Origin of the sequence: Acinetobacter sp. YH12105, from assembly GCF_013419095.1 — a bacterium.
Lineage (GTDB): Bacteria > Pseudomonadota > Gammaproteobacteria > Pseudomonadales > Moraxellaceae > Acinetobacter > Acinetobacter pseudolwoffii.
The window spans coordinates 66,604-90,700 of the sequence record NZ_VPAU01000004.1; the positions used below are offsets into that span (position 1 = coordinate 66,604).

At 43.5% G+C, this 24,097-nt stretch carries 14 protein-coding genes; 7 read left to right on the top strand and 7 right to left on the bottom strand.

Annotated features, from left to right (window positions below; genetic code table 11):
- Nucleotides 1–202 precede the first annotated feature (202 nt).
- Both FTU44_RS04910 and FTU44_RS04915 read left to right on the top strand, forming a co-directional pair.
- Nucleotides 203–1,240, top strand: coding sequence for an alpha/beta fold hydrolase (locus tag FTU44_RS04910; protein WP_159138419.1), 1,038 nt, complete (start codon nucleotides 203–205; stop codon nucleotides 1,238–1,240).
- A 14-nt stretch (nucleotides 1,241–1,254) separates the two neighbouring features.
- Nucleotides 1,255–2,256: a hypothetical protein gene (locus FTU44_RS04915; RefSeq protein WP_100328825.1), complete on the top strand. Its 1,002-nt coding sequence runs from the start codon at nucleotides 1,255–1,257 to the stop codon at nucleotides 2,254–2,256.
- 38 nt (nucleotides 2,257–2,294) lie between these two features.
- On the opposite strand, the gene FTU44_RS04920 is transcribed toward FTU44_RS04915, so the two are convergent.
- A complete protein-coding gene (locus FTU44_RS04920; RefSeq protein ID WP_180049647.1) occupies nucleotides 2,295–4,394 on the bottom strand; it encodes a TonB-dependent receptor domain-containing protein in 2,100 nt (699 codons plus the stop codon).
- 193 nt (nucleotides 4,395–4,587) lie between these two features.
- Nucleotides 4,588–5,226, bottom strand: coding sequence for a Fe-S biogenesis protein NfuA (gene nfuA, locus FTU44_RS04925; protein ID WP_005096238.1), 639 nt, complete (start codon nucleotides 5,224–5,226; stop codon nucleotides 4,588–4,590).
- Between the two features lie 158 nt (nucleotides 5,227–5,384).
- On the opposite strand from nfuA, the gene FTU44_RS04930 reads away from it, so the two are divergent.
- A complete protein-coding gene (locus FTU44_RS04930; protein ID WP_064095679.1) occupies nucleotides 5,385–6,002 on the top strand; it encodes a rhomboid family intramembrane serine protease in 618 nt (205 codons plus the stop codon).
- A gap of 219 nt (nucleotides 6,003–6,221) precedes the next feature.
- The gene (locus FTU44_RS04935) at nucleotides 6,222–7,763 is read left to right on the top strand and encodes a hypothetical protein (RefSeq protein ID WP_180049649.1); all 1,542 of its coding nucleotides are present in this window, start codon (nucleotides 6,222–6,224) and stop codon (nucleotides 7,761–7,763) included.
- Nucleotides 7,764–7,914: 151 nt separating this feature from the next.
- Here FTU44_RS04935 and FTU44_RS04940 read toward each other — a convergent pair whose 3' ends face one another.
- On the bottom strand, nucleotides 7,915–9,534 hold the full coding sequence (locus FTU44_RS04940; protein ID WP_180049651.1) for an inorganic phosphate transporter: 1,620 nt from the start codon (nucleotides 9,532–9,534) through the stop codon (nucleotides 7,915–7,917).
- 533 nt (nucleotides 9,535–10,067) lie between these two features.
- On the opposite strand from FTU44_RS04940, the gene metH reads away from it, so the two are divergent.
- A complete protein-coding gene (gene metH / locus FTU44_RS04945; protein ID WP_180049652.1) occupies nucleotides 10,068–13,754 on the top strand; it encodes a methionine synthase in 3,687 nt (1,228 codons plus the stop codon).
- Between the two features lie 55 nt (nucleotides 13,755–13,809).
- On the opposite strand, the gene FTU44_RS04950 is transcribed toward metH, so the two are convergent.
- Nucleotides 13,810–15,924 (bottom strand): nuclease-related domain-containing DEAD/DEAH box helicase, encoded by a 2,115-nt coding sequence (locus FTU44_RS04950; RefSeq protein WP_180049654.1) that lies wholly within the window; start codon nucleotides 15,922–15,924, stop codon nucleotides 13,810–13,812.
- A gap of 286 nt (nucleotides 15,925–16,210) precedes the next feature.
- On the opposite strand from FTU44_RS04950, the gene dhaK reads away from it, so the two are divergent.
- Nucleotides 16,211–17,941 (top strand): dihydroxyacetone kinase subunit DhaK, encoded by a 1,731-nt coding sequence (gene dhaK / locus FTU44_RS04955; RefSeq protein WP_180049656.1) that lies wholly within the window; start codon nucleotides 16,211–16,213, stop codon nucleotides 17,939–17,941.
- A gap of 88 nt (nucleotides 17,942–18,029) precedes the next feature.
- Here the strand turns inward: dhaK and FTU44_RS04960 are convergent, their stop codons facing one another.
- The 3 genes from FTU44_RS04960 to FTU44_RS04970 all read right to left on the bottom strand — a co-directional run bounded on the left by FTU44_RS04960 (nucleotide 18,030) and on the right by FTU44_RS04970 (nucleotide 21,021).
- Complete coding sequence (locus FTU44_RS04960; RefSeq protein WP_180049659.1) at nucleotides 18,030–19,304, bottom strand: glutaminase; 1,275 nt, start codon at nucleotides 19,302–19,304, stop codon at nucleotides 18,030–18,032.
- 218 nt (nucleotides 19,305–19,522) lie between these two features.
- On the bottom strand, nucleotides 19,523–20,329 hold the full coding sequence (locus FTU44_RS04965) for an SDR family oxidoreductase (protein ID WP_180049661.1): 807 nt from the start codon (nucleotides 20,327–20,329) through the stop codon (nucleotides 19,523–19,525).
- A gap of 20 nt (nucleotides 20,330–20,349) precedes the next feature.
- Nucleotides 20,350–21,021, bottom strand: a complete 672-nt coding sequence (locus FTU44_RS04970; protein WP_180049663.1) for a hypothetical protein — start codon at nucleotides 21,019–21,021, stop codon at nucleotides 20,350–20,352.
- Nucleotides 21,022–21,195: 174 nt separating this feature from the next.
- On the opposite strand from FTU44_RS04970, the gene FTU44_RS04975 reads away from it, so the two are divergent.
- Entirely contained in the window at nucleotides 21,196–24,090 is a 2,895-nt protein-coding gene (locus FTU44_RS04975; RefSeq protein ID WP_180049665.1) for a valine--tRNA ligase, read from the top strand.
- The last annotated feature ends 7 nt before the right edge of the window (nucleotides 24,091–24,097 follow it).

Below are 24,097 nucleotides of genomic sequence, written 5' to 3' on the forward strand. Positions count from 1 at the left end.
ATTTCAGCAAGGATTTTGTGTGCAGCACATCACATTTTCAAATCATTCAATGCTGTTCAGCAAAAAACTAATGGGTGACAAGCGCCAGGATTGATTTAAAATAGAATGAAGAATAATGTTTTTATTTGACTGAAATAGCAAATTTACAACATGGAAGTATTTGAGCAATTTGCTCGCTGTGTATTTTTTGGGGAATGTGCCAATGAAGAAAATAATAAAGTTGCGCTCGAAAATAATCTGCTCGACCTTAGTCGCGTTTACGATGGCATTGCCGAGCTTTGCACATAGTCAATATATGTTTAGCCAGCCGAATGAAAAGCCTGCCAAAATATTACAACAACATCTGCTGCAGGAACGAACACAAGCTGGACTTCAATCCAAGACACTTAAAATCGGTGATGTGACCTGGAGCTACAGTGAAGGTGGTGCCAAGAACAAGCCTTCAATTCTGCTGATTCATGGTCTGGCAGGAACGCGAGATAACTGGAATCGGGTCGCACAGTTTCTGACTCCACATTATCATGTGATTATTCCTGACTTGCCGAGCAACGGTGATACCAAGGTTCCAGAGAGTTTCGATGTTTCTGTGCCCAATGTGACTTCTCAGATGCGTTTATTCATTGAAACCTTAAATGTAGACGAGAATTTACATATTGCCGGACATTCCCTGGGGGGATCGATTGCCACGGTCTATGCCTCACAATATCCATTCGATACGCAAAGCCTGTTTTTAATCAATAGTGCCGGTCTCTACAAAATGGGCAATACGCCCTATACCAAAGACCCGCAAGCCCTAAAAGACCTGATCGTCAGCAAGCCCGGTGATCTGCAAGATGTCTCCAGACAGCTGATGCAGAACCCGCCGGTGATTCCTTATCAGCTCCAGTATGCACAGGAAAAACTGCTGATTTCACGTTCTGAGCAGACCAGTAAATCGATTGATCAGGTCGTGATGCTGAACCGGATTTACACACCGGAAACCTTTGCCCGCCTGACCCGAACAGTTGAAGCACCGACCTTGATTTTATGGGGCAGACAGGACCGGATCATCAATGTCGAAGTGGTTAAAGAACTGCATGCCCTGTTGAAACGTGCCGAAACGCCGGTGATTCTGAACAATGTCGGGCATATGCCGATTCTGGAAGCAGAAAAACAGGTGGCACAACATTATTTGCCTTTTCTGGCCAAGACCCAGACCCTAAAAAACCCGCTTGCTGATAAACTCATTCCTTTAAATTAAGTTTCAGAGCCGTTATGCAGAAACACCCGATGATTGAGCAGTTGATCGATGCTCAACTTGATTTTCTCGATCAGGCATTTTCTCAATCTGAAACGATTCAAACTGAGTTTCATGCGTTTTATCTGTGGTTACGTAAACAGAACCTGAAAGATCTATGGAGCTGTGATCTGATTCATCAGCTTTTACAAAAACAGATTCTGGATACTGCTGCCAGCAGCTTTCTGATTGAGCAGATTGCTGAGCATATCCGTTTTGCACTGGTGCATCCGGCCAACGATACGACCAAAATTGCCGATGTGATTCCAGTCCTGACCGTGGATAAAATCGCACAATATGTTGCCAGTAAAAGTGGCCATCGTCAGCGTCTGATTAAGACCGTCGTGAATAATCCGGCATTTTCGGCCATGATCACGCAACTGATCCAGCATTCCATTCAGGATTATCTGGATAATTCTGTCATCGCTAAAAGCGTGCCCGGGGTTTCCCGTTTTATGAAAATGGGCAAGTCGGTACTGGAAAATGTCACCGATACGGATCTGGACAGTACTATTGCGCGTTATCTGCAAAAGAATATTTTAAAACTGAGCCAGATGAGTGAACATGTGCTGAACCAGCACTTTGATGATGAAAAACTCTATCATTTTCAGGCCAATCTCTGGCATAAAATCAAAGATATGCCGGTATCGGTATTGAAAAATTATATTGAGCTTCAGGATTTAAATCAGACAGTCGGTTTAGGACATGAGATCTGGGATCATTTGCGTCAGACGGATTATCTAAAACAGCAAGTTCATGATGGAGTTCATACCTGGTATGTACGCAATCAGGAACATACTTTTGACAGCTTGCTGCGTGATCTGAATATTGATGAAGCCTTAATCCAGCATGAGTTACAGCAATTGTTGAACCCGATCATTCAACAGATGGTTTCACAAGGTCATTTACGTGAACGTACACGCAGATATCTGGAACAGTTTTATTATTCAGAAGATACTTTGAAGATTCTTAAAGTATAAAGCTTAAAAAGCCGCTCGAGAGCGGCTTTTTAAATTGTTTAGAAGTTATAGGTCAGTCCGACAAAGACTTCCTGACGATCCAGATAATAATCATTTGAAGCATTTACTAATTTTTTATCAAATAAATTATTGAGACCACCTCTAACAGTCACTTGATCGTTCACTTCATAATTCGCAGATAAGTTAAATACCGTATGTGGTTTTTGCATCACCACCGTATCTTCAATACTTGCCGTATATTGTTCACCGGTATATTGCGCTGCAAGTTCCAATGAAAGTGGATCAGTGGGAGTCCAGTTGAGTGCACTATAAACGGATAACTCGGGAATCGTTGAAAGATTTCTGCCAGTCACTAAGTTTTTTGATTCAAAATAATAGGTTGCATTGGTCTTCCAGCTTAAATTCTCTAAGAGTGGTAATGCCACACTTGCTTCCAAGCCCCGTACACGCGCTTTTTCAGCATTTTGATATTGTGTCCACCACACCCCATTAATTTCTCCTAAAGCACGATATTCAATTTTATTTTTAAAATCTGTGTGGAAATAAGTTAAACCGAGATCAAAATCATTTTGAGCAAAATTAAATCCAAGTTCATAGTTGGTACTTTCTTCAGGCTGCAGGTCTGCATTACCCGCCATATAACATCCGCCCGATACATAGCCTAAAGGTTTCAAGGATGTACATCCATTCCCCCCTGAACGCGTCGCTGCACCTGCAGTATTCTCTTTGAGTGAAGGAGCTCTAAAGCCCTGAGCAACACCACCTTTAATGGTCAATGCATCATTTGGTTGCACCACCAAATAAGCACGTGGACTATTATGTGTGCCAAATTTATCGTGATGATCAAAACGATTACCAAGGGTCAAATTGACTTGATCATTAAAAACAATTTTATCTTCAACGAACAATGCCCAAGTATCTCCTTCTAGCTCTGAACCATATTCTTTGCCGTCATAACTTGGAATAGCCAGCCCAATATTACGGGTATTAACCAGTTCTTCTGATTTCCATTGACCTCCCACTGTCGCAACATGCTCCACACCTAATTTAAACGGAATATTGAGATTAGCTTCTACAATGCTTTCCTTGGATTTTTGTGTGGTCGGCCCAGTCTCTGTCACCTGACTTTGATCATAATCATTGTAGTAAGCCGTAATTTTTGAATCACCGAAACCCCATTGAGCATCATGTGATAGAGACACTGAACGATGTTCTAACTCAGATGGACCCCATGCTAATAAAGCCTGTTCTTTACCATCCACCACCTGAGGCGTGGTCGAGGCATTATTCTCTTGCAAGCTATAACCCAGCTCTAAAGATAAGCTATGAATATCGTTCGGCGTATAATCAAACTTTAAGTTCGCATTCTGATCACGACTACCCGATTGTCCGGTTGCTTTACTTCCTGCCATTCCGGGAAGATTACGGTCAGAGGTTTGATAGCCTTGATCCGCTTCCTGTTCAGTGATCCCGACTGTGGCACGCATACCTAGTGTATCGGTTAAAGGGCCATATCCCACGAGTCCTGATTGAATGGTTCGCCCTAAATCCGAAGATGTCGTTGGCATGGTATGGTTTAAGGTCAATGAGCCACCCCATTCTGAAGGGATTTTTTTGGTAATGATGTTGATCACACCACCCATGGCATCTGAACCATAAAGTGATGACATTGGGCCACGCACGACTTCTACTCGTTCAATCATATTAATTGTTGGTAAATATGCACCAATTTTCCCGCCGTCTGTACCATTGCCATTAACTGCTCTACCCGCACTTACTGGTCTGCCATCAACAAGGTACTTTGTATAAGCTGCGCCCATACCTCGAATGGTAATTTCTTTGTTGTTTCCGCCACCTTGAACGGATACACCTGGCATATTTTTTACAGCATCAATGACATCTGTATATGATTTTTTTTGTAATTCTTCTGCCGTAATGACTGAAATTGAAGCAGGTGCATCAGCAATATTTTGTTCAAAACCGCCCGCTGTGGTCACCACAATCGTTTGTAATTTGGTCGCATCAGCCTGTACGATTCCCTCTTTTTCTTCAGTAACTTGGTCTTGCGCTTGGACTGAAACAGTCATTGCTGTAAATACTGCGAAAGCTAAAGTTGTTTTTAAGAAGGGCTTATTCATACCTTGCGCGTCCTAAGAGTTATGAAGAGATCATGTTTATTCGGTTGCGAAGTGTAACAGGGATTTCCACAAATGCAATTAATATTGATAATTATTATCATTAGCATTTATTAAGTTTAAATCCAGATATAAAAAAACCTCGAAATTTCGAGGTTTTTTAGAATGCGATAAATGAACTATTCTATAGAACAGCTTATTTCATATACGCACCTTCAGATTGGCTATGATCCGTTTCATCAACGACATGCATCAATTCAGGAATATGCTGCTTTAGCGTGGTTTCTACCCCTTGTTTCAAGGTGATATCAATCGCTGAACAACCCTGGCAACCACCGCCAAATTTAAGCACCGCTGTTAAGCCATGCTCTGGGTCTTCTTTGACTTCAACCAGGGCACAGTTACCGCCATGGCCTGCCAGACCCGGGTTAATTTCAGACTGCAATACATAGGTAATACGCTCTTCTACCGACGCATCTGGCCCCACACGTGGCACTTTAGAGTTCGGTGCACGGAAGGTCAGCTGACCACCAAAACGGTCTTTGTTGTAGTCAATCACGGCATCAAGTAAATACGGAATAGATGGCGAGTCGATAAAAGCAGGGAACTCAGGGTATTCCTGCTTATAATCTGTCGGTACAACTTCATCAGGTGCACTATAGGCCATGCAACATTCAGCGCGAGGAGTACCCGGATGTTCTACAAAAACACGCACACCAATACCCGGGGTGTTCTGTTTATCCAGTAAATCCTTTAAATACTCTTGTGCTGTTGGTGTAATCAATAAGTTGGGAATTTCACCAACAACTGGAGTGCTGCTGTTCTCAGTCGACATAACAATAATTTCCTCAAGCTCAAGTGACCATTTTAACTGAAGATGCGGGGTAATTTTTAAAAATCAACTAAAATTGTCGGATTTATTATAAAAGTACAACTTTAGCTCAATTTTAATGGCATGATAATTAGCAAATAGGCACCATTAGAATCATTTATATGCTTGATTTACCTTTTAATCATACTGTTACCATTATTCTGATCACCTGTATTGTGTCATTTATTGCTTTCTCCAAAGAGACGGTAATGAACCGGCTGATTTTTTGGCCTCCGGCACTGCAACGTGGACAATATGACCGTTTTATTACGCATGGGTTTATTCATGCGGATGGAACCCACCTGCTGTTCAATATGATTACCCTGTTCTTTTTTGGCAGTGTAATTGAAAGCTTTTATCGTCAATATCTGTACGACCTGGGTTTCATCCTGTTCTATCTGGGTGCTCTGGTTGCTGCGATTCTGCCAAGTTACCTGAAGCATAAAAATGATGCGCGCTGGGCCAGTCTAGGCGCTTCCGGTGCAGTGTCGGCTGTGCTATTTGCCTATATTCTGTTTGAACCATGGAAACTGATTTTTGTATTCTTCATTCCAGTTCCTGCAATTATTTTTGCTGTGCTGTATGTGGCCTATAGCATCTGGTCAGGCAAAAAAGGCAATAGCAATATTAATCACAGTGCGCACTTATGGGGAGCAGCCTATGGTGTGATTATGACGATTATTCTGGAGCCACGCCTGATTCCGCACTTCCTGAATAAACTGATGCAGATTCCGTTTTAACGCGGATTTTTAAATCCTGAGATAACTTAATCAGCTGTAAGTTGGGCCGGAGTTTTTCACTAAAAATCGACAAGAGAGCTGCGGCTCTCTTGGTCAGTTGAAACATCTCGTAATATATTAGAAAGCCATGATGTCACTTAATGCCAATCTTGAAGTGAATTTTGCAGCGATAATGTATACATCTGTATATTAATCACTGTCATTATCGAGATATTTTGCATGTCCATTACACCAGACGGTCTCCAATTTCCTCTTCAGTCTCCACAACAAAAACCCAGTAGCTCAAAAGCAGGGCGCGCAATTATCGCGGCAGCGCTAGCCAATGTCGCCCCTCACAGTTCTGCACAGGCACAATCAGAAAAAAACTGGCGCAAACTCTACACCGTACATTTTAAAAAGCTGGTCGAGCAGGGTCTGAGCTCTCCTGAGGCCAGCCTGAAAATTGCAGAGGATGGATTGGCACAGGCCCATCAGACGTTTGAGTTTTATCGTGACGGTCAAAAGCATTTACTGCAGGAGGTCTTCTCCCTGCCCGCAGGCCAGTTGCATACCTTCAAACTGACAGGTCATAGCAAATCAGCACCAGAATGGTATGTGCCCTACCAGGGGCAAAAGCTGCAAGGTGATGCCTTACTGGAGCAGATTGAACGCTGGGAAACTCAAGGCATCATGGAAACCAGCCATGCCAATGCCCTACGTGAATGTGCCGTGCATCCGGAATGGTTTGACCTGTCAGATCGGACCACAGTGCTGTTTGGTGCTGCATCTGAAGCAGGACCTCTGACCTGGCTGACAAAATGGAAAGCCAATATTGTGGCGATTGATTTACCGAATAGCCGGGTCTGGGGCAAGATTATCGATACCATCAGCCAAGGCAATGCCACGCTGTATGCACCCTGTACTGAAGCACTTGCAGAAGATACGCCTGACGATGTTCTAAAAGAAAAACTCGGTGCCAATCTTTTGACTCAGATTCCCGAGATTGCTAAATGGCTATTACAGTTTGAGCCGGATCTGGATCTGGCCGCAATTGCCTATCTGGATGGCGAGAAGCATGTCCGTGTTTCGATGGCGATGGATGCCATCATGAAATATGTCAGCGAACAAAAAGCCAATACCAGCCTGATGTATATGTGCACCCCGACCGATGTCTATGCCGTTCCAAGTGAAGTGATTGAAGCATCAAAAGTGAAATATGCGGAGCGCTCGAAAGCACAGACACTGATTTCCAAAGGTGTATCGACTGTAAGCCGCAAACACTTTTTTCAGAAAAATGCGCATGAGCTGATTCAATCTGGTGACCAGTCTTATGGGATTTGTGACTGTCTGGTGGTAGAACAAGGTCCAAACTATGCACTGGCCAAACGCATTCAACAATGGCGTGCTACTTTAGCTCGCGCTCAGGGTCAACGTGTCAGCATCAATATCGCTCCATCTACAACCACGTATTCAGTCACCAAGAATCCGCTATTAAAAGCCGCGTTCAACGGTGCCAGTCTGTTTGATGTCGAAGCTTTTGCACCTGAAACCACAAATGCACTGATGGCAGCCCTGTGGATTCATGATCTGCGTAATGCTACCTCTGTGGCCAATCCTGAAGTGAAGCTGAATCATCCACTGGAATTGATGATGCAGGGTGCGAATCATGGTGGTTTGTGGCGAGTGGCTTATCTGGCGCGAACTGCATTACCTTTTGCTGCCCTGTATGGTTTTGCGACAGAGAAGTTACCCAAGGGATTATTGAGTAAGCTTAAGAAGTAATTGATTTCCTTGACTCTACCCTTCTCCTAGAGTCAATATTATTTTTATTCAAAATTCTCCCCCTCTCCCCAACCCTCTCCAAGGGAGAGGATTTTAAAAAACTTCATAAAAAAACGCTGCCGAAGCAGCGTTTTTTACTTATCTAATAATATTAGAAAACTTTAAGTAACAACCAGTACAAAGTACCTGATAAACAAATTGTGGCGGGTAAAGTGAAAACCCAGGCAGACAGAATGGTTTTCACCATCTGGAAGTTCAGACCTGACTTATTCGCCACCATGGTACCTGCAACCGCAGAGTTCAATACATGAGTGGTCGATACCGGCATCCCGAAACCATCCGCAGCCGCAATGGTCGACATCGCCACCAGTTCAGCAGACATACCCTGACCATAGGTCATATGCTGCTTACCAATACGCTCACCGACTGTCACCACAATACGCTTCCAGCCAACCATAGTACCCAGACCCAGCGCCAGAGCAACGGCCACTTTCACCCAGGTCGGGATGTATTGCAAGAATGAATCCAGACTGTCACGGTATTGATCTACCGTTTTGTCCTGTTCAGCCGTCATTGCAGGTAAAGCTTCTGCTTTGTCCAAACGCTTGAAAGCCGTGGTACTTAAGTACATGTCATTCCGGAATTCTGAAACCTGTGCTTCAGGCACTTCCCTAATGCTGCTATAGCTACCGACTTTTTCACCTAAATGATCTGTGAGGCTCGCCAATGCAGGCACCACTTCAGGGGTGATTTCTTTGGTTTGGATATAAGTCGTGATGATCTGACGCGCTTTTTCATCTTCAATATCCGCATGGTCTGGATAAATCGCATTGGCCGTTTGCGCAGACAATTGACCAAAAGTCTGGATATGCTGTTGATCTAGGTTTTTGTTGAGTGAGTACGCCATTGGTACACAGCCAATTAAAATCAACATGATCAGCCCCATGCCTTTTTGACCATCATTTGAACCGTGCGCAAAGCTGACACCGGTACAGGTAAAGATCAAAATGGCACGAATTAAAGGGGGTGGCGGTTTATTACCTTCAGGTGGCTGGAACAGCTCCACCTGTTTCTTGAAGGTTTTTTTCACCAGCAAGAACAGCACAGCGGCAAATGCAAAACCGATTAAAGGCGAAAATAACAGCGCCTTACCGACTTTCATTACCTGCTCCATGTCTATACCCGATGCACCGCTGCTCGCGTGCAGAATGTAGTTCATGATGCCCACACCCAGAATCGAACCGATCAGGGTATGTGAGCTGGATGCAGGAATACCAAGAAACCATGTTCCCAGGTTCCAGACAATCGCAGCGATCAGCATGGCAAACACCATAGCAAAACCTGCTCCGGAGCCGACATTCATGATCAGCTCAACAGGTAACAGTGCAATAATACCGTAAGCCACCGCACCACTGGCCACCATAACCCCAAGGAAGTTACAGAAACCGGCCCACATTACAGCGACAGGCGCAGAAAGTGCATTGGTATAAATGACCGTGGCAACCGCATTGGCAGTATCGTGGAAGCCATTGACGAATTCAAAGCCCAGCGCAATAAACAATGCCGTCGCCAGGAGAATAATTGAATATAAACCCAGTGCAGGAACATGCGCTAAATCGGCAGACAATTGAAAACCGATATAAATAAGAGTAGAGATAATGACAGTTAGAAAAACTGGCATAAAGAATTTTGGTGTCGGCACGTGAACATTGGTCGACTTGTGCGAAGCCGACTCGTGTGCTGAATCTATGGGAGTTTGATTAGGATTCATGCAAGCAGGAATAGAGGATTCAAGAATTCCCCTATTGTTCAGTTAAATTGTGACAATTATATGACAAACTGCTGTCATATGAAGCAATAATTTAGATTTTCTTGCTGCTGTTCGTCCTGTTTAATCCCGAGTAAAACACTGCTGTTTGATTCAATAAATCATCAACTTAAGATAAAATTCCAGCTTTTCAGAACTCAAAAACGTGTCCTGTTTTTGCGCTTAAAGCTTTGAATCTCCCTCTACGCTTAAGATGACCATAATTTCTATGTACAGAGCATAGTCAATAAATATGACAATTTCATGAATAAAAGCATCAGCTTAATTTTTCAAATATATTTTTGCCAGTTTTAGCCAGATCCCATTTTAAAGCTGGATACTGCATAGACCGGATAACAAAAACCTGTCTTGTTCTAACTGACTTATCAAATTTTCATATCATGTATATCCATCATTCTGAGAAAGGAGGCGCAGAATTCAAGCATTAATTCTGCTAATATGGCCGATGTTTTTTGATTTCTACTGAGAAAGTTTGAATGTCGACACTTGCCACCTTAAAAGAACTTCTTGCCAAGAAAATTTTAATTATCGATGGTGCGATGGGTACCATGATCCAGCGCCATAAACTGGAAGAAGCCGATTACCGTGGCGAGCGTTTTGCTGATTGGGCTTATGATCTGAAAGGCAATAACGACCTGCTCGTTTTGACACAACCACAAATCATTCAAGGTATTCATGAAGCTTACTTGGAAGCTGGCGCCGACATTATTGAAACCAATACCTTTAACGGTACGCGGGTTTCGATGTCTGACTATCATATGCAAGATCTGGTTCCCGAGATTAACCGTGAAGCGGCGCGTCTGGCCAAAGAAGCCTGTGCCAAATATTCAACCCCAGAAAAACCACGTTTTGTGGCAGGTGTGATTGGTCCGACATCACGTACCACGTCTATTTCTCCAAACGTTAACGATCCAGCCTTCCGCAACATCACTTTTGATGCCTTAAAAGTGGATTATATTGAATCAACCAAAGCGCTGATTGAAGGTGGTGTCGACATCATCCTGATTGAAACCGTATTTGATACTTTAAATGCCAAAGCTGCGATCTTTGCGGTGAAAGAAGTCTTTAAAGAACTGGGCTATGAACTGCCAATCATGATCTCAGGCACCATTACCGATGCATCTGGCCGTACCTTAACCGGTCAAACCGCAGAAGCGTTCTGGAACTCGATGCGTCATGCAGAACCGATCTCGATTGGTTTTAACTGTGCGCTTGGTGCAGATGCGATGCGTCCACACGTCAAAACCGTGTCGGATGTAGCGGATACTTTTGTTTCAGCACATCCTAACGCTGGCTTGCCAAATGCCTTCGGTGGATATGATGAAACACCGGAAGAAACTGCAGCTTTCATTAAAGAATTTGCGGAAAGCGGTCTGATCAATATTACCGGTGGTTGCTGTGGTACCACACCGGATCACATCCGCGCAATTGCACAAGCAGTGGAAGGCATTAGCCCGCGTCAAATTCCTGAGATTGCGCCTGCCTGTCGTTTAAGCGGTTTAGAACCATTTAACATCACCCAGGATTCATTGTTTGTGAACGTCGGCGAGCGTACCAACGTCACCGGTTCGAAAAAATTCCTGCGTCTGATTCGTGAAGAAAACTTCGCCGAAGCACTCGATGTTGCCCGTCAGCAGGTTGAAGCCGGTGCACAAATTATCGATATCAACATGGATGAAGGCATGCTGGATTCACAAGGTGCCATGGTGCACTTCCTGAATCTGATTGCGTCTGAGCCGGATATTTCACGTGTGCCGATCATGCTCGATTCTTCTAAATGGGAGATTATCGAAGCAGGTTTGAAATGCGTGCAAGGTAAAGCCGTGGTGAACTCGATTTCCTTAAAAGAAGGTTATGACGAGTTTGTCGAACGTGCCCGCCTGTGCCGTCAGTACGGTGCCGCAGTGATTGTGATGGCATTTGATGAAGATGGTCAGGCCGATACAGCCGCTCGCAAAAAAGAGATCTGTAAGCGCTCTTATGATGTGCTGGTCAATGAAGTGGGCTTCCCTGCTGAAGATATTATCTTTGACCCGAACGTGTTTGCGATTGCGACAGGGATTGTAGAACATAATAACTATGCGGTTGATTTCATTGAAGCGACTGGCTGGATTAAAGAAAATCTGCCCCATGCCATGATTTCAGGTGGTGTCTCTAACGTCTCGTTCTCATTCCGTGGTAATGAGCCAGTACGTGAAGCGATTCACTCAGTATTTTTGTACCATGCCATTCAAAAAGGCATGACCATGGGGATTGTGAATGCCGGCCAAATGGCGATTTATGATGACATTGATAAAGAATTAAAAGCTGCCGTTGAAGATGTGGTTCAAAACCAGAATCAAGGCGAAAGTGGTCAGGATGCAACAGAACGGCTGCTGGCTGTCGCTGAAAAATATCGTGGTCAAAGTGGTACGCAAAAAGCCGAAGAAAACCTGGAATGGCGTAATGAATCTGTTGAGAAACGTCTTGAATATGCACTGGTCAAAGGCATCACAACGTATATCGATCAGGATACTGAAGAAGCGCGTTTAAAATCAACCCGTCCACTGGATGTGATTGAAGGCCCATTGATGGCAGGTATGAACGTGGTTGGCGACCTGTTTGGTGCCGGTAAAATGTTCTTGCCACAAGTGGTAAAATCTGCGCGTGTGATGAAGCAGGCAGTGGCTTGGCTGAATCCGTTTATTGAAGCTGAGAAAACCCAAGCTGAAGCCAAAGGTAAAATCCTGCTGGCGACGGTAAAAGGCGATGTACACGACATCGGTAAGAACATTGTCGGCGTGGTGCTGGGCTGTAACGGTTATGACATCGTGGATCTGGGCGTGATGGTGCCGTGCGAGAAAATCCTGCAAACCGCAATTGATGAAAAAGTCGATATTATCGGTTTGTCTGGTTTGATTACGCCCTCTCTGGACGAGATGGTCTTTGTTGCCAAAGAAATGCAGCGTAAAGGCTTTAAAATTCCACTAATGATTGGGGGTGCAACCACCTCTAAAGCCCATACCGCTGTAAAGATTTCACCGCAATATCAAAATGATGGTGTGTACTACACAGCTGATGCTTCACGTGCAGTCGGTGTGGCAACACAATTGCTTTCTGCCGAGATGAAACCAAAACTGGCAACGGACTATGCGGCGGATTATGAAAAAATCCGTACACGTTTAGCCAATAAACAGCCGAAAGCCGCCAAATTGTCTTATGCAAAATCAATTGAAAATGGCTTTAAAATTGATTTCGGTGCACACACTCCAGTAAAACCTAACTTCATTGGTTCGGAAACTTTCACCAATTATCCACTTGAAACCTTGGTGGAATATTTTGACTGGACACCGTTCTTTATTTCTTGGAGTCTGGCGGGTAAATTCCCGAAAATCCTGGAAGATGACGTAGTGGGCGAAGCAGCACGTGACTTGTTTGAACAAGCACAAATTATGCTGAAAGATATCATCGAGAATAAACGTTTCGATGCGCGTGCCACCTTCAGCATTTATCCTGCCAACCGTGTGGCAAGCGACACTGTTGCTGTGGCAGATGAAAATGGCAATGTGACCCATACTTTTGAACATCTACGTCAGCAGTCGGATAAAGTGACAGGCAAAGCCAACTATTCTTTGGCGGACTTTATTGCACAGAAAGATGTGGCTCAGGATTATTTGGGTGGTTTTACAGTTTCAATCTTTGGTGCGGAAGAGCTGTCGCAAGAATACAAAGCCAAAGGCGATGATTATTCTGCAATTATGGCGCAGGCTTTAGGTGACCGATTTGCTGAAGCATTTGCTGAACATTTGCACCAGCGTATCCGTAAAGAATTCTGGGGCTACCAAGCAGATGAACAATTGTCGAATGAAGATTTGATTAAAGAGAAGTATGTCGGTATTCGTCCCGCACCGGGCTACCCTGCGTGTCCTGAACATTCTGAAAAAGTGCCACTCTTTGACTGGTTAGGTACAACTGACAAGATTGGAACTTACTTAACCTCTAGTTTTGCAATGTGGCCACCTTCATCAGTCAGCGGTTTCTATTATGCAAATCCTGAAACTGAATACTTTAACGTGGGTAAAATCTCTGGCGACCAGTTGGAAGATTATGCGAAGCGTAAAGGTTGGACGCTGGATGAAGCGAAACGTTGGTTAGCGCCGAATTTGGATGATTCGATTGTTTAAGAGTCATCTAGTTTAGAGAAGAAAAATCCCCTCGATTGAGGGGATTTTTTATTTTTCAATCAATTAGTCTTAACTTTCTCAATCGCGAACGAATACCACCCTCTTTACGTGAATGTCGTTTTGCAATTTCTTTAATAGACAGCTTTTCATCCATAAATGCATCAATCAGACGAACTTCCTCATCTTCTGTCCACTTTTGCCCAATCATTGAATCATTGATATTTTCTATATCTTCTTGGGAAATGGTTACTTCAGATTTTTCAATACTAACTTCCACCGAGCTTTCTTCGACGTCCAATAAACTAGTTGTTTGCTCATAGATCTTTTTAACATCGGCAAGAAATCCTTTATTTTCACATCCCAGGATAAATAGTTTATTTTGTGCACGAGTCATACCCACATAAGCAAGTTTTCGCTCGGAATCTAAATCACGATTTTCACCGAGTCGTGGCATGTAATCTAGCCCGACGAAAAAAACATGTGGAAACTCCAAACCTTTGGATGACTCCACATTCATAATTTTAATTGAATTTTTATTTAAGTCTAATGCCTTCTTCTCTACGCTGCTAAAAATAAATTCTGCTTCAACATTTGGTATATAAGTATTTAATTTTGACTTCAACTCACTCACAAAAATATCGTATACGGCTGATTTTGCCTGTAATACAGCAATCTCCCTTGATGCAGTTTCTGATTGCAACAATTGACGAATTTTCCGAGCGATCAAATCGGCCAAGTGACGGACATCATTTTTATGATAAATACTTGGATATTCTCCTGTTTTACATTCGCCTGTGTCAGGATCTAAAATACGATCGTATTCGTCATTATTTTGTAAGCTATCCGGTTGTTTAGAATTCAAAAATGCTTTGGCAATATCTAAAATTTCTTTAGTATTACGATAACATTTATATAGTTCTACTGGTTTTTTACCTTGAACCTGCAAGCCAACAGAGCGCCAGCTTGGCTTTTTGCGGTTGAAAATATTTTGTGCAGGGTCATAACAGAACAAAATATTGTTACTCTCAGATTTCACTAGTTTAGATAGCCCAATAATCCATTCCTGCGCAAAGTCTTGTCCTTCATCAATCAGAATAGCGTCATATAATTCAGCGTCTAGTACATCCTTCTTTTCCAGGTAATCCAGTAAAATGTGCCCCACCCGGGTATTATATTCGGACTGCTTTTCCTGAAGCAGCATAGATAAATTCGCTCCAGTTAGCTGCTTGACAAGGCTATGAAAATTAAGAACTTCAATTTTCTTATTAAAATCATCACCGAACATATGCTTTAAATGGTTGCATAAAGAATTGTTATAACAAACCACTAAAATCTTATAGTCAGGATAAATTGTTTTTAGATACTTGGCACGGCATGCTAAAACCAAAGTTTTGCCACTTCCTGCTACACCTTTTAAAATACGATGCCCATCACCAATATTTTTGGCAATTGATTCTTGTGTTAAATCTAAAGCTTTAATTTCTTGTGGCTCTAAGGCAAATAGCTCATCTTGTTTAAACTCATTGACACGAATTTCCGGAAAAATCATATACCGAAGAAATTTCTCTTCCGCCTGAGTTAAAGGTTCAAATGGAAATGCAACATCTTGGAAAGCCTTAATTAATTTTTGTTTAAACGTTTTATTTTCGGCAACTAAACGTAAATCATCCTTGTATATGGTCTTATGCTCGGAGCTGATAGCTGGAAAGCTGAGTCCAATCCCCTTAGCATCCTCTTGTTTTAATTCAGTATAAATCACACAACTACTGATCGGAAACTTAACATTTCCTTGATAGGGACCACTCTTTTGTAAAAATATCGCAGTCTTTTTGAATTGATTTAAAATATTTAGCATGCACTTACGTACTTGCATTTCAGGATTCTGAACAGACACTATTTTAGTGTCATTTTTATTATAAAAACGTCCTGTGAATGTATCTGGATTTAGTGTTTCAAATCGTTCTTTTGACCAATCCTTGACTTCAACTACTAATAAACCATGCTTTGGCAACCATACCAAAAAATCAGTATAACGATTTAATGCTTTCGGTTCATACCAGATAATAGCATTTTCATCTTGAAATATATGTTCCAATAATTGGTAAACTTTCCTTTCCCCACTACTGGCAGATCTTAAGTGTTGTATATTTGGAGGAATGAGTTCAGCCACGATAATATTTTCTCTAAATCTTAATTAATAAATTGAATGATATATCAAAGAAAGCTCACTAATCTAATAGCACAATCAAATTCCAGTTCATCTTTGTAAAAGGTAATAGGTTTTACTTCTTAATAGAGAAATTAAATCAAACAATATACATATCAAAAACGTTATTTTTCTGACTCATTCATTAAAATTTATCCGCTTTTACATTTTTAACTCTGCAAAAATCATTACTTTCTATAATAATAGAGCAATAAATTTATCTCCCAAATCAATCACTCTTGGTGTTCCAATGAAAAAACTCATCAACAACCCTGAAAACCTGGTTGTCGAAATGTGCAAAGGCTTTGTCCTCGCTCATCCAGAACTCGCATTTACCGAGTCACACAAAATCATTTCAAGAAAAGCAAAACATAATAATGTCGCACTGATCAGTGGTGGCGGCAGCGGTCACGAGCCGGCACATGCAGGCTTTGTCGGCGCAGGTATGTTAGACGCAGCCGTTTGTGGTGATGTATTTGCATCACCTTCACAAATTCAGGTCTATAAAGCATTGCAGCATGTCGCAACAGACAAAGGCGTGCTGATGATCATTAAAAACTATTCTGGCGATATGATGAATTTCCAGAATGGTGCAGCGCTTGCAACAGATGACGGCATTAACGTGGATTACGTCAAAGTAGCAGATGACATTGCAGTCAAAGACAGCTTATATACTGTCGGTCGTCGTGGTGTTGCCGGTACAGTATTGGTGCATAAAATTGCCGGTGCAGCTGCATCAAAAGGTTTAGAGCTTGCGGAAGTCAAAGCTGTGGCTCAAAAAGCTGCGGACAATGTCATTAGTCTTGGTTTTGCTTATAGCTCATGTACCGTTCCTGCCAAAGGCACACCAACCTTTACTCTTGCCGATGATGAAATGGAATACGGCGTGGGCATCCACGGTGAACCGGGGATTCGTCGTGAAAAAATATTGCCATCAAAAGAACTGGCACAACGTATTGTTGATGACCTGTTTCTTGACCGTCCTGACCTGACTGAAGTAGCGGTATTGGTCAATGGTTTTGGTTCAACGCCAATGCAGGAGCTGTATGTCTTTAACAACGATGTTTGCGAACATTTGGCACGTAAAGGCATCAAAATTTATCGTACTTTTGTCGGTAACTACATGACCAGTATCGACATGAACGGTGCATCAGTATCTTTACTTGCGCTGGATGCTGAACTGAAAACCTATTTAGATGCAGAAGCCGATACCCCTGCATTTAAAACGGATGGTTCACCTGCACTACCTTTTGAATTTGCAGTAAAAAATGCAGCAGCTGAACGCAGCGCCAATACCGCAGTTGAAACCCAACCTGAACATGCAATAATCAGCAATGAGCAATTCACGATTGAGAATATGCGTTATGTCGTCGATGTCATGGCGGCTTGCATTATTAAAAATGAAGTGCCTTTCTGCGAGCTAGATGCCCATGCCGGCGATGGTGACTTTGGCATGAGCGTGGCCAAAGGCTTTAAACAGCTGAAACGTGAATGGCAAAGTCTGATTCAAGCGCAGCATATGGATGAATTCATGCTGAACTGCTCAATGATCATTATGGAACACTGTGGCGGTGCATCAGGTCCAATCTGGGGTTCAGCCTTCCGTGCCGCGAGTAAGGCCATTCAAGATAAAACCAGTTTAACTGTCACTGACTTTGCTGAAATGTTGCAGGCGGCAGTCAAAGGCATTCAAGTGACCGGTGAGCGTTCATTTGGTCGTGGTGCCGTGGTGGGGGATAAAACCCTGATTGATGCCCTAGTACCATGTGCAGATTCATGGTCTGCCAATACCGGCAAGACTTTTAAAGAAAACTTTGTCTTGGGTGCAGCGGCTGCGGTAAAAGGTGCAGAATCGACTCAAGAGATTGTGGCACGTATGGGGCGTGCCGGTACGGTCGGTGACCGTAGCTTAGGCTATCCGGATGCCGGTGCACATGGTTTAGGCGTGATCTTTAGCGACATTGCAGCACATATTAAATAAATCATTTATTAAAAAAGCCTCGAATCATCGGGGCTTTTTTTATTTCCAGGATACAGCCGGTGCTCAAGCAAGACAGCAGAAAGAACGTCTATTGAAATTTTTCTAGATACTTGTTCAGGTTTTCTTTGACCACGACCCTTTTATTACCCTTCATCTGTGCTTCACTCAAAATTCCTTCCGAGTCAACCACCACAACAGGATGACCATCCTTTTTCAAACGCGCCACGCCTTCAAATAACATGCGGGCGCCGACATTATGAATTAGAGTCAAATTGGTCAGATCCAGCACAATTCGTTTTTTGCCTTCCGATTCATCTTCCAAAATACGCAGCAGCATTTCCGATTCAGTAAACTGCAATACGCCACGCAGTTCATATACCACCACATGATCGCGTTTTCCAGTGAGATAACGGTTTTGTAAAATGGTTTGTGCCGACGGCGTCCCTTCCATTAAATGTAGCCCCATTTCCCGGGATATACGTTCAAAGATATCGACCCCACGCGCGCTATGCCCATGTTCATCAATTCGCGGAGAAAATACAGCGATGCCCACCTGTCCAGGCAATACGCCAATAATGCCGCCTGCGACCCCACTTTTTGCCGGAATGCCCACCGTGGTCAGCCAGTCACCGGCAGCATCATACATCCCGCAAGTGAGCATCACGCTCAGGACTTGCCGCACCACAGAGCGATCCAATAATTTTTTACCGGTCTGCGGCTGAATCCCACCGTTGGCGAGTACTCCGGCAATCATCGCCAGGTCTTTGACCGTCACCTTGATTGAACATTGCTTGATATAACCATTGACAATCGCTTCTGGATCTTCTTCCAATACTCCTACTGTACGCAGCATATAACCCAAGGATCTGTTACGAAACGCCGTTTTCAGTTCAGAGGTATATACATCGGTATCAAAACTCAGTTCACGTCTAGCCAAACCGCTTAAAAAACGGCGCAACTGTTCCGCCCGGGATACTGTGCGTTTATAGGGAATCAGGGAATGGGCAGTAATGGCACCCGAATTGATCATCGGATTTTTCGGAATATTGGTGTCTTTCTCCAGTGAAATCTGGTTAAAGGCCTCGCCCGAAGGTTCCACGCCCACTTTTTCCATGACCTTGGTCAGGCCGACTTTCTGCAAGGCCAAGGCATAGGCAAAAGGCTTGGACATGGACTGCATGGTGAACTCAACCTCGTCATCACCGGTGGAATAGATCGTGCCATCTACGGTGGAGAGTGCCAAAGCAAACTTCTCTGGATCGACTGCTGCCAGCTCAGGAATATAGTCGGCCAAGGCCCCTTTATCATTGTCTTGGCAGGAGCTTAAAACATGCTTGAGATAATCTGGCACCGGTGTTTTCATCGAATGAGCGTATTCCAATTCACTATTATTTTTAACTAACATAGCTGTTTTTGACTTAAGTACCAGAGTGAAAAGGTAATTTTCTGCATATCTGTGTGATGGGTTGTGCACACTTTGCGTCAGCTCCTTCAGAAATTAAATTGTAGGTTTGTTTTAATTTTCTTTTTCAGAGCGATCAAAAAAGGGCAATACTGCCCTTTTTATTGAGTCTGGATGATCTATTTCACCTTGGTTCTGCGAATCATCTTGTACAGGACTTTTGGCGAAATACGCGACACCAGTACCCCGAGTTTTTCTTTCTTGCCGCCAATCACGATATATTCTTCGCCGCTCTGCAAAGCTTGTACAGTTTGACGGGCAAAATCTTCTGCGGACAGACCATTTTCAATCGCTTCATCTGCATGCCCTTGCGGCTTCCCTTGACCATTTAAAGCGTTCATGGACACATTGGTTTTAACAAAACCGGGGAAAATCACCGATACGCCAATCCCCTGATCTGCCACTTCAGCACGCAGGCTGTTGGCCCACATATGAATTGCTGCTTTGGCTGCGGAATAAGACGCGCGATATTGTGTACCGAGCAAACCTGCAACACTGGAAATAAACACAATACGGCCGGTTTTTTGTGCCAGAAAAGTTGGCAGTACGGTTTTGGTCAAAAATACCTGCGAGAAATAATCGACTTCCATAATGGCGCGTTCAGTCTGCATGGTGGTTTCTGCAATCAGGGCACGCTGACTGAGTCCGGCATTATTGATCAGCCAGTCAATCCGGCCTTTTTGTTGCACAACCTGCTCATAGGCATGGCGAACCTGACTTTCATCGGTGATATCAGCCGTGATGGAAATATGCTGATCCGGATTGGTGAGGCTTTGGCGCACATTTTCCAGTTGTTCATGACGGCGCGCAGTCAATACCACCTGCGCTCCCTGTGCGGCACATTGCTGTGCAATCGCCTTGCCAATCCCTGAAGATGCGCCAGTAATCCAGACCACTTTTCCATTTAAACTTTCAACTTTCGCCATGAAATCCTGTTTCCTTTGTTTTAATAAATATGGTGCGGCCTTTCATCTTCCAGAAATGCCAGTAAATGCTCGAAATAATAACGCATCGTATCAGCATCATAGATATTACCGAGTTTATCAAAACGTTTATAGCCGAGCTGGGTGGTTAGGTGAATCACCCCATTTAAGGTTTTATCGACCACAACATTAAACTTCAACAGGTTTTTCGGTTCACGGATCAGACAGGTCACGCCCTGATCAACGACCTGGGTAAAGGCTTTGAGTGCCGGCGAGACATACTGATGATTGCTGGTTTTCATCTGATCCACACAACCCAGTAACTCCATCACCAGCATCTTTTCCACCGGATAACGCACAAAAACATCGCCGTCATGCGTATAGGTCATGCGATGCAGATAATTCACCATGGGCATGAGCCGTTCATTGCCAAATAAGGAAACCGACCAAGGCATATATTTACGTGTCGTCTCAATAATGTGCTGAATCACTTTTTCAGATTCACTGTCGGGAGATTTCGCGATCTGCACCATCTGACCAAAAATCTGGTCAATAATTTCACAGGCCATATCGGCCAGATTTTCACCGAGCGGTTTAGCCAGACTGTCTGGATCACCGGCATTTAATCTGGAATGAAGGTCGATAAAGCGCTGATGGGTTTCAGGCTGGATCTTCAGGGAAATGCTATAGCTCATCTTGTTATCCTTTTTAATCTTCTGCGATGAGTCGCGTTTTTTATCTTTGCATCATACGACGAGTTGCTCTGCATGCCAATTGTCTAAAGTTTGCATTTGGTTAAGCTGCCGCATGCACTATTTTTTTTGCTACAATAGATCCAATTTTTCATCTACTTTTGATCTGTTTAGACTATGACTGATTCAGCGCAAAATATCGCGACAACCTACGATCCGACCGAGATCGAGAAAAAATGGTACCAAACTTGGGAAGAGCGCGGCTACTTCAAGCCCTCTGAAAAAGGCGAATCATTCTGTATCATGATTCCGCCGCCAAACGTCACTGGTAACTTGCACATGGGTCATGGTTTTAACAATGCCATCATGGATGCATTGACCCGTTATAACCGTATGTCAGGTAAAAATACGCTTTGGCAACCGGGTACTGACCACGCCGGTATTGCCACCCAAATGGTGGTAGAACGTCAGCTCGGTGCAGAAGGTATTAGCCGTCATGACTTGGGCCGTGAAAAGTTCATCGAAAAAGTCTGGGAATGGAAAGAACAGTCTGGCGGTAACATTACCCGTCAAATCCGTCGTTTGGGTTCTTCTGTAGACTGGTCACGTGAACGCTTCACTATGGATGATGGTCTATCCAATGCGGTCAAAGAGGTATTTGTAAAACTGCATGAACAAGGTTTGATCTACCGTGGTAAACGCCTTGTTAACTGGGATCCAAAATTACAAACGGCGCTTTCTGACTTAGAAGTTGAGTCTGATAAAGAAGAAGCAGGTTCATTGTGGCATCTGAAATATTTCTTTGAAGATAAATCATTGCGCACGCACGATGGCAAAGATTATATCGTGGTCGCAACCACCCGTCCTGAAACCCTGCTCGGTGATACTGCCATTGCAGTTGCCCTGGATGATGAGCGTTATGCGCATCTTGTCGGCAAAAACATCATCCTGCCGATTACCGGTCGTAGCGTGGCAATTGTTAAAGATGAATATGTTGACAAAGAATTTGGTACAGGCTGTGTAAAAATCACCCCTGCGCATGATTTCAATGACTATGAAGTGGGTAAACGCTGCGAATTGCCAATCATCAACATCTTCAACAAAAATGCTGAAGTGTTGGCTGAGTTTGAATACATCGCGAAAGCGGGCGAGCAAATTTCTAAAACCATCCCTGCACCTGCGGAATATGTGGGCTTAGATCGTTTTGAAGCACGTAAAAAATTAGTTGAACAAGCTGAAGCTGAAGGCTGGTTAGAGCAAATCCAACCGTATACGCTTAAACCACCTCGCGGTGACCGTTCAGGTGTGATCGTTGAGCCGTTATTGACAGACCAATGGTATGTGAAGATCGCTCCGCTTGCTGAACCTGCGATCAAAGCGGTTAAAGATGGCGACATCAAATTCGTACCTGAGCAATACAGCAACATGTACATGGCCTGGATGAACAACATCCAAGACTGGTGTATCTCGCGTCAATTGTGGTGGGGTCACCGCATTCCTGCTTGGTACGATGTAGATGGTAATGTTTATGTAGGTCGTGACGAAGCTGAAGTTCGTGCGAAAAACAATATCCCTGCCGATGTTCAATTAGACCAAGACGAAGACGTACTCGATACATGGTTCTCATCGGGTCTTTGGACGTTCTCAACTTTAGGTTGGACTGGCGATGAAGCCAAAGATAAAGAAAACTATTTCTTAAATACTTTCCACCCGACTGATGTACTTGTGACTGGTTTTGACATCATCTTCTTCTGGGTTGCCCGCATGATCATGATGACCATGCACTTCATGAAGAATGAAGATGGCACACCGCAAGTTCCGTTCAAAACGGTGTATGTACACGGTTTGGTACGTGATGGCGAAGGTCAGAAAATGTCGAAGTCTAAGGGTAACGTGCTTGACCCATTAGATTTGATTGACGGTGTTGATCTTGAAACTTTAGTACAAAAACGTACCACTGGTTTGATGAACCCGAAACAGGCAGCAAAGATTGAAAAATCAACGCGTAAAGAATTCCCTGAAGGGATTCAATCTTACGGTACAGATGCGGTTCGTTTTACTTTCTGTGCGCTTGCAAACACGGGTCGTGACATTAAGTTCGACATGAAGCGTGTTGAAGGTTACCGTAACTTTGCCAACAAAATCTGGAACGCTACTCGTTTCGTGATGATGAACTGCGAAGAGCAAGTGATTGGTCAAGACGTTCGTCAAGACCTTTGGGAATTGCCTGAACAGTGGATCGTAAGCCGTTTACAAAAAGCAGAACAAGCAGTGCAAACAGCATTTGCAACGTATCGTTTAGACTTGGCTGCACAAGCGATTTACGAGTTCATTTGGAATGAATACTGTGACTGGTATGTCGAGCTGACTAAGCCTGTTCTGAATGATGAAAATATCTCGGTAGAACGTAAAGCTGAAATCCGCCGTGTTCTTCTTGCTGTGATGGAAGCGTCTTTACGTTTGGCACATCCGTTGATGCCTTACTTGACAGAAGAAATTTGGCAAACGCTTGCGCCTAAATTGGGTATCTCTGGCGAAACCATCATGCTTGCACAGTACCCAACTGCTGACGAAGCATTGATGAATGACCAAGCTGAAGCAGATATGCAATGGCTGCAAGGTTTGATTGGTGCGGTACGTAACATCCGTGGTGAGATGGGCTTAGGTAATGCGCGTTTGTTGCCTGTTCTTCTTCAAAATACCACTGAAGCTGAAAAAGCACAGATTACACGTATTGAAGCGTTGTTTAAAGCATTGGCAAAAGTCGAAAGCATTACCTTCCTGGCGGATGGCGAACAACCACCATTGTCTTCTTCTTCTGTAGTCGGTCACGTGTCCGTATACGTTCCAATGAAGGGCTTGATTGATCCTAAAGCGGAATTGGGTCGTCTACAAAAAGACTTAGACAAGGTTCAAAAGCAACATGATCAAATTGCCACTAAACTTGGCAATGAAGGTTTTGTCGCGAAAGCACCTGCGGCTGTGGTTGAAGGCGAGAAAGTAAAACTTGCTGAGTTTGCTGACCAGTTAGCGAAAATTAAAGCGAATATGGAGCAGATTGCGGCGCTTTAATGCTGTA